The following is a 9,891-nucleotide window of genomic DNA, read 5'->3' on the forward strand; positions in this document are numbered from 1 at the left end:
CGCCTTGCTCCTATGCGTCAGCATGGGCGCCGCCCAGGCCCAGTCAAAGTCCGACGATGCACAGCTGCTGCAAAAGACGGCCAATGACGCCGAGCAGAAACTCCGTCAGAGCTTCACCAACCTCCAGTTCGAGGGGTTCGAACCGGCGCCGGTCAAAGGACCGATCTACCAGGCAAGCGCGGGCAGCCGCATGTTCTATTATGCCCCTGAGAGCGACCATATCCTTTTCGCCACGGTCTATGACCGCAACGGCGTCAATGTGACGGCGCTTGCCCAGGATGCGCGAGCGCAGCGGCAGCTTGCCGCGATCGATCCCAAACAGGCGCTGACGATTGGTCCCAAGGACGCTCCTTCGGTGATCGAATTCACCGATCCCGATTGTCCTTACTGCCGTGCGCTCGATCGCTTCTGGGCGGCCAAGGCAGCGGAAGGAAAACCAGTCCGGCGGCTCGTCTATTTCGTGTCGGGTATCCATCCCGAAGCGGCGACCAAGGCGGAACATATCCTCTGCGCGCCCGACAAAGAGGCCAGCTTCAAGGCCCTCTATGCCGGTGCGAAACCGCCTACCCTGCTGACATGCCCGGAAGGCCATGCCAAGGTTCAGGCCGACGCGGCGCTGGTGAAAAAAGTGGGCATCAGTGGCACGCCCACCCTCATCGTGGGCGGCAAGATCATCTCGGGTTTCGACCAGGCGGAAATCGAGGCGTTTCTCGGACAAGCCTATGCGCCAAAGGCGTCCAGCCATGCGCAGCGCTGATGCCCTCCCCTTTTCTGGCGGCCGTCCGGCGCGCGCGGCGACCCGCGCGGCCCGGCGGAACGAAATGCCGGCGATCGCGGCCCCATGGAGCCGTCCGACACGATCACCGGCAGCCTACGAGGTCCCTCGCCGGCACACATCCCAGGCGGACGGCTCCTTCTTGCACTTGGAGTATGACATGATCAAAGCCCTTGGACGGCGCAGCCTCACCGCTGCCGAACATTCGATTGCCGCTCTCCTGGCCATATTCGCGGCCATGGGGATTGCCCATGCTTTTACGGCGCCCGCCGCCGGCGACCTTGGCTACGACATTTACGACATTGTCGTGAACCAGGGCGTCAAGGGACCGCTGGGCTTTGTCGGCGGCGTCGCGGCTTTCCTGTTCGGCGTCTCGCGCCTCTTTTCCAATATCATGATCGGCATCCCGACAATCGTGGCGGCGGTCTGCCTCATCAAGGCGGATTCGATCCTCCAGACGTTCGGCATGACCATCTGAACTGATCGGCGCGGGTCGCCAGTTTGCCAAGCAGCCCGCGCCCCCGAGCCTGGAAGCCAATGGTGGCTCCCGGGAAACCCCGAGCTCAGGCCGGGGAGATGAAGCAGGAGGAGAAGGGACAATGGACGAACGCCTGCCCCAGTATCTGCATCGGCCGGTCCAGATCCTATGGTTCGGATCGGACGAGTTCATCCTGGTGGTTTCGACCATCTTCGTCGCCGTCATCGTCGGCGGGTTGATCGGATGGGCGCTCGTCCTTGCCCTTCTCCTTTTCATCCCCTGGAAGCGCAGCAAGCCCCGCGGGTTCTTAGGGCATCTTGCCTGGCGCTGGGGCCTGCTGGGCTTCCGCCATTATCCAGGTCCGACCCAGACCCGCTTCTATGAGTGAGGTAGAGACAATGCCGCTCTTCTCAAACCGAACCAGCCCAGCGGCTGATCCGCTCCTCGGCAAACCAGCGAGTTTCGGTATCCACCGCTATCTCCAGGGCTCCTCCAATCTGTTCGAGGAGAACCGCCTGCTCAAATTCGCGATTCTGGGCCTGTTCGGTATCACGGCGGTGCTGGGCGCGGTGGTCTATTCGACCGACCAGAACCGGCGCACCGTGGTCGTGCCCTTCGGCGCCGGCGGCGATCTCTATGTGACCGGCTCGAAACCCTCGACCGACTATCTGCGCACCATGACGCGCAACATCGTCGCGCTCTCGGGCACCTATTCGGCCTATTCGGCGGACCCGCAGTTCCAGGAACTGCTCTCGATCGTCCATCCGAACGCCTATAACAGCATGCGCGACAGCCTGAACGCGGTTCTGGACGAGCTTTCCAAAAACCCGACCCTGTCGATCGCCACCTATATCCGACCCGACCAGCCGGTCAGCTGGACCGACAGGGACATCATCGTTCCGGTCGAGAAGGTCCGCATCATCGGCGGCGTGATCCGCAAATTCCGGGGCACGCTGCGCATCGGCTACGGCGTCGAGAACGGCCGCTTCTGGATCACCCGCCTTTCGGAGGAGAAATTCGATGCCGAGCTTCGGTAAAACCCTGCGCGCGCCCATCGTCCTGCTGGCCATAATCGGGTCGGCGCCGGTGCTCGCCCAGTCCATCATTGCGCTGCCCGACCAAACTAGCACGATCCGGCTGTCGAACCGCGACGTCAATCATGTGATCTGCTTCGGCGGCGAGATCGAGGATGTCAAATTCTCGGCGGAAAAGGCGATCGCGGTCGAGAAGGGCGGCGCGGACGCCTGGATCAAGTTTCTGGTGAAGGAGGTGGATGATGCCGGTGCGGTTACCCGCAGCTATGTGACCGCGCCGTCGGAATTCTTCGTGTCCTGCAACGGCGCCATCTATCCGCTCTATGCCGAGCCCTCGGACATTCCCGCCCAGACCGTCACCCTGGTGCCGGGCAGCGCGCAGCGCGCCAAGGCCAATGACGAAATGCTGGGGCCCCTGGTCGAGGAGGAGCGCGCCGTCTCGATCACCCTCGCCATGCTCCAGGACCGCATCCCGGCCAGCTTCACCACGGTCGCGCCCAGGGCCGAGCGGGTCGTGCTGCCCTCCCTTCCTGCCGCGCGGATCATCGAACGCCGACGGGTCGAGATAGAGGGTTCCGGTCTTTCGGCATCGGAATATCGGGTCGAAGCGGACGCGTACCTCGGCCTTGATGAGCGGCTGTTCCTCGACCGCGCCTTTGGTGCCCGCGTCTTTGCGGTCAGCGCCGATCGTCTTTCGCTCAAAGCCGGAGAGACCGCCCGCCTCATCATCGTACGGCGGGGAGCAAACCAATGAACGAGAAGAAGCAAGGCGGGAAAGAAACCCCGCAGGATCTTGGCGCCCCGATCAAAGGCTTTTCTCGCCCCCCCAAAGATCAAAATGAGGCCAGGGACGGAAAGCAAGGGCAAGCAAAGGATCAGGTCGCCGTTCGCGGTCCGGCCCTGCTCGACCTGAAAACCCATTGGCGCGCCATGTCGGCAAGACAGAAACTGCGCGCCAAGCAGGTCGGCGTCGGAGCAGCCGTCGCCATCCTCGGCTATGGTCTCTACGCAGCGTCCAGCAGTTCCTCTGACGACAAGCCCGATCTGCCCGCAGCCTCGAAGCTGGACATGGGCGCGGGCCTGCGCGGTGACAGCCTGGAAACCAAGCTGCGCGGCGACCTCCAGAAGGTGCTCGACGGCCAATCCCTGCTGGGCGATCGCATCACCGCGATCGAGGAAGGCAAGGTCATGCCTGGCAGCAAGATCGGCGGCATGTCCAGCGACGGTGGCGATCTGCCATCGGCCATGCCGGGCACAATGCCGGCCTTCCCGCCGTCCCCCAGCGACGCGGAGCTAGACAGCGCGATGGGGTCGATCCCGCCGCCTGTGCCGCCGGTCGCTCCGGCAGCGCCGCCCGCGCCTCCCGTCGAGAAGACCGTTGGCGCCATTGGTGCCGCCACCAGCGCGATCATCCCCACCGGAAACAAGGAGGGCGCCGGTTCCGGCACCGGAAAAAAGTCGCGGACGATCTATTTGCCGCCTGGTTTCATGAAGGCACGGCTCCTGACCGGGATCGACGCGATGGCCAGCCGGGACGCGACCTCCAACCCGGAACCGCTGATCGCCCGCGTGCAGGCTCCCGCCGTGCTGCCCAATGATGTGAAGGCCAATCTCGCCGGCTGCTTTGTCATCGGCAATGCTACCGGCAGCCTCGCCAAGGAGCGGGTCGAGGTTCAGCTGGTCTCGCTCTCCTGTGTCGATTTCGACGAACGCTCTGTCGTCGATCAGCCGATCAAGGGCTTCTTCGTCGATACCGACGGGAAGAAAGGGCTTTCGGGCAAGGTCGTGACCCGCGCCGGCGCGGCGCTGGCCCGATCCTTCATCGCCGGGACCGTGAGCGGCTTTACCAGCTCGGTCGAGAACAGTTTCGGGGACCTCTCTACTTCCGCACTGGGTTCGGTCCGCACGCTCGATGCGACCGATGCCGCCAAAAGCGGGATTGCTGGTGGCCTGTCCAAATCCTCCGACAAGCTCACCGACTTCTATCTCGACCTTGCGCGCCAGGCTGGCCCCATCGTCGAGGTCGGGGCCGCCAAGGAGGTGGTGGTCGTCATCCAGGAGGGCGTGACCCTCGACATCAAACCCAGCGCAGGGAGCAAATTCTGATGGCCTATCATCTTTTGAAGGGCATTCGCCCCATGCCTGACACGTCCGCCGGCGCCGTGCGCCGGGCCGGGTCGCCAGCGTTGATCAGCCTGGCCCTGCTGCTCGCCGGCTGCTCCACCATCGGGTCGGTCATGTCCCCCTACAGCGAGAAGTTCAGCTGCAAGAATAGCGACCATGGGCAATGCATCCATCCCGACAAGGCCTATGCGGACGCGGTCGCGGGCGTGCCGTCCCGCTCCGATCCCGCGGTCACCCATGACAAGGCTCTTCTGAGCCAGGGAGACGGTGCCGCGGCAAGCAGTGCCACCAAGCGGGGCAAGACGGGACCATCTCCCTATCTTGGCTATCGCGACAGCGTCTATCGCGAGCTGCAGGGCCTCGTCGACGCGCCGGTCACGCCCATGCTCCGGCCCGGCCGCACGGTGCGCACGCTGATCCTGCCCTATGCCGATCGCGAACGGCCCGACCGGCTCTACATGCCGCGCTATGTCTATTCGATCCTCGAGAGGCCGCAATGGGTAGTGGGCGATTATCTGGTGAGCCCGGTCCAGCCCACAACGCGCGCGCCGGTGTTGGAACAGGTGAGGGACAAGGGTTCGGCCGACCGCGCCGTCGAGGGCGAGCCCGCCGAGATACCCGCAATCCCTGAGGAGACACGGCCATGATCGCGCTCGGCACGCGCCATGGCGGCGGTCTCACCCGGTCGGACCTGCACCGCGCCGTGGCGCGCGACGCCTATTCCGATTTCCTGCCGCTCGTCGCCTGGAACGAAGAGGAGGAAGCCTTTCTCTGCATCGACGATGGTTGGGGCCATGCCTGGGAGCTGACCCCCTCGGCCTATATGTTCGCCCATGTCCATCAGGCCTTGCTGGGCCTGCTCAACATCCATTTCCCCGATGGGACGGTGTTGCAGCTTCACGGTTTCGCCGATCCGCTGATCGACCATGCGCTCGATGCTTTCCTGGATATGAAGACCCGGCCCGATCCGCTGATTCAGGCGTCGGCCCGGCGCACCGCCGACTATCTGCGCGCCGGAACGGACGGGCTTGATGCGCTTCATGGCATTCCGGTGCGCGATTTCCGGCTGTTTCTCTCGATCAAGACCCGCGTGGAACTTGGCCATGACCTGCGCCGGCAGGTTGAGGAACAGCTCTCAAAGCTTGGAATCCGCCGTCTGCCGCCCGAGGAACTGGTCAGCTTCTATCGCCGGATCTTCAACGGTCTCTTCGATGCCGCGCCAGGCGTGTTCGCCGATGGCAGTGACGGCCAACCCGCCCCGCCCGTTCGCAAGCAGATCATCGATGCGGGTCCCGACCTGCTGTTCGACGGCCCGGAGGTCCATCTGGGCAATCAGGTGGCGCGCTGCCTGACGCCAAGGGCACCGGCGCGGCGCATCACCGCCGAGCGCGCCAATCGCCTGCTGGGCGGGATGCGCGGGGCGGCCGAGGACAGCGACCAGATTGGCGGCCCTTTTCTCTTCACGCTCAACATCCTGTTCGATCACAGCCAGTTCGAGATTCACAAGCGCGCCCAGATCCTCTCCGCGCAGAAAGCGGCGGGCAGTTTTGCGGTCGAGGTGGGCAAGCAGATCGAGGAAATCGGCTGGGTGCTCGATGAGGCGGGCAACAGCCGCTTCCTTTCGGTGATCCCGATGGTCTGGGTCTTCGGCCGCACCAGCGCCGACGCGCGGGAAATGGCGGCGCGCGCCAAGCGACTCTGGGAGAGCGAGCCGCTCCCCTGGATGATGCAGGAGGAGAGCTATCTCAATCCGGTCCTGTTGCCGATGAGCCTCCCCTTCGGGCTCTATCCCGAAAAGCGCACGATGCGGATGCTGGAACGCGATTTCCGCATGCCGGTCAAAGCCGCCGTGCTGCTGGCGCCGGTGCAGACCGACTTTCGCGGCGGCGGTCGCCCTGCCCTTCTCTATACCGGCCGCAAGGGCCAGCTCATCACGCTCGATCTCTTCGATCCGCGCATCAACAATTATAATTTCATCGTCTCGGCCGAAAGCGGCGCGGGGAAGAGCTTTCTCCTCAACAATCTCTGCCAGCAATATTATGCCCAAGGCGCGCTCATCCGCATCATCGATATTGGCGGGAGCTATCGCAAACTCTGCACCCTCTGCTCAGGCCGCTATATCGACATTGGCGAAGAGAAGCTCGTCCTCAACCCCTTCGACATGGGCTTTGCGCTCGATGGCGATGATCGCCAGTCGGCGATCTCCATGGCGGTCGCGATCGTCGCGGAAATGGCCAATGCCGCCACCCGCAAGGGCGTCACGACCTCGGAATGGAATCTGCTCAAATCCGCCGTGCAATGGACGATCGACGAAGGCCATGCCGAAGAAGGCATAGACTCCGTCCGGGCCTGGCTTGGTGCCTATCCGCAATTTGCAGCGTCCGATCTCGACCGGGTCGATCATCTAGTTCCGGCCGCGCGGGAACTTGCCTTCAACCTGCGCGATTTTGGCAGTGACGGCGCCTATGGCCATTTCTTCAACGGTCCCTCGACCTTCGACATCAGCAACGATGAGTTTGTGGTGCTGGAGCTTGAGCGGCTCAAAGCCATGCCAGACCTCTTCAACGTCATCGTCATGGTGGTGGTGAACGCGGTCACCCAGGAACTGTATCTGTCCGCGCGCGACCGGCCACGCTTTGTCCTGTGCGATGAAGCCGCCCAGTTCATGACCCGAAGCGAAGGGCAGGACTTGTCGCGCCTCGCCGAAGCGTTCGGCCAGGGCTATCGCCGCGCGCGCAAATATCAGGGCAGTTTCGGCGTTGTCCTCCAGAGCATGAACGACCTTCTGCTCTTCGGCGGCACCGGACAGGTGATCCTCGAAAACGCCGCGACACGCTTCCTGCTTCAGGGGTCTACCTATGCCCAGGCGGTCGAGAACAAGATCCTCGACTATTCCGGCTTTGTCCTCGACCTTTTGAAATCCGTCCGCAACGCCAAACCCCATTATAGCGAGATCTTCATCGACTCTCCCCTGGGGCTCGGCGTGGCCCGGCTGGTGGTGGACCCCTTTTCCTACTGGATCAACACCAGCGCGCCGCAGGAGGTGGCGGCTTTCGAGGCGCTGATCCGCGCCGGGCGCAGTCCGCTTGAAGCCGTGTGCGAGCTGGCCGGGGTCGATCCCGCCGAAATTCTGCCTGCAATTCAAGATGGAGCGCCAGCATGATGCGCAAGTCTCCCACCCATCCCGATCAACTGCCGCTGGGTTTTGGCAAGGATGCCGAGATCGAGCGGATCATCGAGGCTAGGGTCGCGATCCGCGCGGAGGCGGAAGCCATTCGATGGCGCTTCCGGCTTATGGTGATCGAAACCATCTTGCTCACCAGCCTGGTGATCGTGACCGGCCTGATGCTGCACCAGCCGCCCATGCTGATCGCGCGCGGCGCGGTCCTGATCGGCGCGACCTGCCTCAGCACAGGCCTGCTGCTCATCCTGCTGACCGGCTTGACGGGGAAATGCCTCTCAGCGCTGCGCACCTGGAAAGCCTGGCGTTCCAATCTTCTCGCTGCCTGGAAACGGCCATGACCGGCCTCTTTTCATCCCGGCCCGGACAGCCCGCCATCCGCATGATTGTCGGCACGCATCTGCTGCTGACAATCCAGGCGGGGCTGGTGCTGTGGTCAGCGACGGAGCTGGACATGGGCCTTCGGTGCATTGTTGGCGCGGCCGCCGTGCTGGGGCTTGCGGCCATCATTACCGCCATCCGCGGGGGCGATGAGGAAGATGACCGGGTGTGGCAGCCTTATCGGCTGCGCCATCACGACCGGCGCGGAGGTCTCCGACCATGATCCGCCGCGCCTTCATTATCGGCGTGACGATGGGATGTTGTGTGCTGGCTGTCCCTGCGGCCATCGCGGACACCGCGACGATCGGCCGGACATGGCCCATTTCCGAGCCTGACGCGCTGGCAGAGATCGAAGCGCGAGCCGCGCGACAGCCCGCCAATATGGCGACTCACTTTGGCCCGCGCGCGAACTGGTCGGCGCTACGCGCCGCGTCGCTCGGGAACGCCAGACAGGACCGGACCCGCTTCGTCGTCCCATTCTATACCCTGCCCGACGAAATCCGGCTGCCTGACGGCAAGCTGCTTTACCCCAAGGGATTCACCTTCAATCCCTTGAGTTATGTCTCGCTGCCGCAGCGGCTCATCATCGTCAGGCCCCACGACCTCTCCTGGGCGCTTAAAGCTGCGAAGCTCACCGACTTCATCCTTCTGGCAGCGGGCGATGAGAAAAATGCCGACGCGATCACCCTCGGGGAGCGCCATGGCCGCGCGCTCTTCATCCTGGAGGAGCGGGTCAAGGAAAGGCTCGGCCTCGCCGTTGCGCCCGCGATCGTGCAGCAGGTCGGCCAGCGCCTGGAAATCCGGGAGTATCGCCTCGCAACGCCCGCGTTGGCGGAGGCGAGGCGATGAGCCGCCTCGCGATATTGCTCCGGACCAGCGCCGCGCTTCTCTCCTGTGCACTGCTGGCGCCAGCCACGCCTGCCTATGCCTCCAAATGCGAGGCGGGAACGATCTTCAATCCCATCACCAAGGTGCGCTGGACCTGCATCTTTCCCATCACCATCGGCGGCGTGCGGGTCGGCAGCTTCGACAGCCTGTCCAAGGAACTGGACGCCCAGTCCGCCTCCAAGCCGATATGCGCCTGCCGGAAGGGCGCCACCTTCTGGTTCGGCGTGAAAGTAAGCTTTTGGTCGCCCAACCGCATGGTCGACGTCGTCACTGAACCCGGCTGCATGATGGCGCTGGGCGCCGACCTCATGCCGACCGGCGGCAAGCTCCAGGGGAGCCAGAGCAGCATCGCCGACGGCACCAACACGCGCAAGATGTTCGCGCAGATGCATTATTATATTTCCCCGGTCTGGAAGATGCTGGACATGTTCACGGACCTGCCCTGCATCGAGGATGACGGCTTCGACGTCGCCATGATCACCGAGGTGCTGCCGACCTGGCAGTCGGGGACTTTGGGCGCGATCATCCAGCCCGAAGGCATCTTGTTCGGCAATCCGGCAGCAGGCCTTGCCTGCATGGCCGACAGCGCGGCCGCCGCCGCCGGCAAGGTCATCGATCCGCTTTTCTGGTGCATGGGGAGCTGGGGAGCGACCTATCCGATCGCGGGTGACATCCATTTTGACGACAGCGTCGAGGCCTGGGCCGGCATTGCGGCGCGCGGTACTTTCATGATGGGGCGCCTTGGCGCGCTCACCATCTCGTCGGCCGACGGCTGCTCGTTCAAGCCCCAGCCGATCTGGACCAAGAGCCGCTACAAGCTCCAGATCATGGAACCGGTCAAGGGCGGCAAATGTGTCAATATCGGCCGACCCGGCGCGCTCTGGTCCTCGGGCAAACATGCGCCCGGCAAGGACAATGCCCAGTTCATGGCTTTTGAAAAGGTGATCTGCTGCGCGGGGGTGACGACCCCATGAGCCGGTCCCTTCCTCCCTCCCTCGCGCCGGTGCGGGCTTTTGCCTGCTCTGCCCGC

The 9,891-nt window shown here is 63.9% G+C and carries 12 protein-coding genes; all 12 read left to right on the forward strand.

Going from position 1 to position 9,891, the window contains the following annotated elements:
* Positions 1 to 22 precede the first annotated feature (22 nt).
* On the forward strand, positions 23 to 757 hold the full coding sequence (locus ACFC3J_RS07705; RefSeq protein WP_375195610.1) for a DsbC family protein: 735 nt from the start codon (positions 23 to 25) through the stop codon (positions 755 to 757).
* Between the two features lie 178 nt (positions 758 to 935).
* On the forward strand, positions 936 to 1,253 hold the full coding sequence (locus ACFC3J_RS07710; RefSeq protein ID WP_375195601.1) for a hypothetical protein: 318 nt from the start codon (positions 936 to 938) through the stop codon (positions 1,251 to 1,253).
* 121 nt (positions 1,254 to 1,374) lie between these two features.
* Positions 1,375 to 1,641, forward strand: coding sequence for a type IV conjugative transfer system protein TraL (locus ACFC3J_RS07715; RefSeq protein ID WP_137708796.1), 267 nt, complete (start codon positions 1,375 to 1,377; stop codon positions 1,639 to 1,641).
* Positions 1,634 to 2,290, forward strand: a complete 657-nt coding sequence (locus tag ACFC3J_RS07720) for a TraE/TraK family type IV conjugative transfer system protein (protein WP_375195602.1) — start codon at positions 1,634 to 1,636, stop codon at positions 2,288 to 2,290. Before ACFC3J_RS07715 ends, ACFC3J_RS07720 begins: the two co-directional genes overlap by 8 nt.
* Positions 2,274 to 3,041: a type-F conjugative transfer system secretin TraK gene (locus ACFC3J_RS07725; protein WP_375195603.1), complete on the forward strand. Its 768-nt coding sequence runs from the start codon at positions 2,274 to 2,276 to the stop codon at positions 3,039 to 3,041. Before ACFC3J_RS07720 ends, ACFC3J_RS07725 begins: the two co-directional genes overlap by 17 nt.
* A gap of 146 nt (positions 3,042 to 3,187) precedes the next feature.
* Positions 3,188 to 4,393 carry a TraB/VirB10 family protein gene (locus ACFC3J_RS07730; protein ID WP_375195611.1) on the forward strand — a complete coding sequence of 402 codons (1,206 nt, stop codon included), beginning with the start codon at positions 3,188 to 3,190 and terminating at the stop codon, positions 4,391 to 4,393.
* 32 nt (positions 4,394 to 4,425) lie between these two features.
* Positions 4,426 to 5,058, forward strand: a complete 633-nt coding sequence (locus ACFC3J_RS07735; protein WP_375195612.1) for a TraV family lipoprotein — start codon at positions 4,426 to 4,428, stop codon at positions 5,056 to 5,058.
* Positions 5,055 to 7,574, forward strand: a complete 2,520-nt coding sequence (locus tag ACFC3J_RS07740; RefSeq protein ID WP_375195604.1) for a TraC family protein — start codon at positions 5,055 to 5,057, stop codon at positions 7,572 to 7,574. The genes ACFC3J_RS07735 and ACFC3J_RS07740 overlap by 4 nt, the downstream gene beginning before the upstream one ends.
* Positions 7,571 to 7,933, forward strand: a complete 363-nt coding sequence (locus ACFC3J_RS07745) for a hypothetical protein (protein WP_375195605.1) — start codon at positions 7,571 to 7,573, stop codon at positions 7,931 to 7,933. Before ACFC3J_RS07740 ends, ACFC3J_RS07745 begins: the two co-directional genes overlap by 4 nt.
* Complete coding sequence (locus tag ACFC3J_RS07750) at positions 7,930 to 8,196, forward strand: hypothetical protein (protein ID WP_375195606.1); 267 nt, start codon at positions 7,930 to 7,932, stop codon at positions 8,194 to 8,196. The genes ACFC3J_RS07745 and ACFC3J_RS07750 overlap by 4 nt, the downstream gene beginning before the upstream one ends.
* Entirely contained in the window at positions 8,193 to 8,822 is a 630-nt protein-coding gene (locus tag ACFC3J_RS07755; RefSeq protein WP_375195607.1) for a conjugal transfer protein TraW, read from the forward strand. The genes ACFC3J_RS07750 and ACFC3J_RS07755 overlap by 4 nt, the downstream gene beginning before the upstream one ends.
* The gene (locus ACFC3J_RS07760; protein WP_375195608.1) at positions 8,819 to 9,835 is read left to right on the forward strand and encodes a TraU family protein; all 1,017 of its coding nucleotides are present in this window, start codon (positions 8,819 to 8,821) and stop codon (positions 9,833 to 9,835) included. Before ACFC3J_RS07755 ends, ACFC3J_RS07760 begins: the two co-directional genes overlap by 4 nt.
* Positions 9,836 to 9,891 lie beyond the last annotated feature (56 nt).

This window comes from Sphingobium sp. (assembly GCF_041987595.1).
Classification (GTDB): domain Bacteria; phylum Pseudomonadota; class Alphaproteobacteria; order Sphingomonadales; family Sphingomonadaceae; genus Sphingobium.

What these genes read in the sequence shown, in the direction of transcription:
- ACFC3J_RS07705 (WP_375195610.1), top strand. Translation starts at nt 23, where the DNA reads ATGGGCGCCGCCCAGGCCCAGTCAAAGTCCGACGATGCACAGCTGCTG.
- ACFC3J_RS07710 (WP_375195601.1), top strand. Translation starts at nt 936, where the DNA reads ATGATCAAAGCCCTTGGACGGCGCAGCCTCACCGCTGCCGAACATTCG.
- ACFC3J_RS07715 (WP_137708796.1), top strand. Translation starts at nt 1,375, where the DNA reads ATGGACGAACGCCTGCCCCAGTATCTGCATCGGCCGGTCCAGATCCTA.
- ACFC3J_RS07720 (WP_375195602.1), top strand. Translation starts at nt 1,634, where the DNA reads ATGAGTGAGGTAGAGACAATGCCGCTCTTCTCAAACCGAACCAGCCCA.
- ACFC3J_RS07725 (WP_375195603.1), top strand. Translation starts at nt 2,274, where the DNA reads ATGCCGAGCTTCGGTAAAACCCTGCGCGCGCCCATCGTCCTGCTGGCC.
- ACFC3J_RS07735 (WP_375195612.1), top strand. Translation starts at nt 4,426, where the DNA reads ATGCCTGACACGTCCGCCGGCGCCGTGCGCCGGGCCGGGTCGCCAGCG.
- ACFC3J_RS07740 (WP_375195604.1), top strand. Translation starts at nt 5,055, where the DNA reads ATGATCGCGCTCGGCACGCGCCATGGCGGCGGTCTCACCCGGTCGGAC.
- ACFC3J_RS07745 (WP_375195605.1), top strand. Translation starts at nt 7,571, where the DNA reads ATGATGCGCAAGTCTCCCACCCATCCCGATCAACTGCCGCTGGGTTTT.
- ACFC3J_RS07750 (WP_375195606.1), top strand. Translation starts at nt 7,930, where the DNA reads ATGACCGGCCTCTTTTCATCCCGGCCCGGACAGCCCGCCATCCGCATG.
- ACFC3J_RS07755 (WP_375195607.1), top strand. Translation starts at nt 8,193, where the DNA reads ATGATCCGCCGCGCCTTCATTATCGGCGTGACGATGGGATGTTGTGTG.
- ACFC3J_RS07760 (WP_375195608.1), top strand. Translation starts at nt 8,819, where the DNA reads ATGAGCCGCCTCGCGATATTGCTCCGGACCAGCGCCGCGCTTCTCTCC.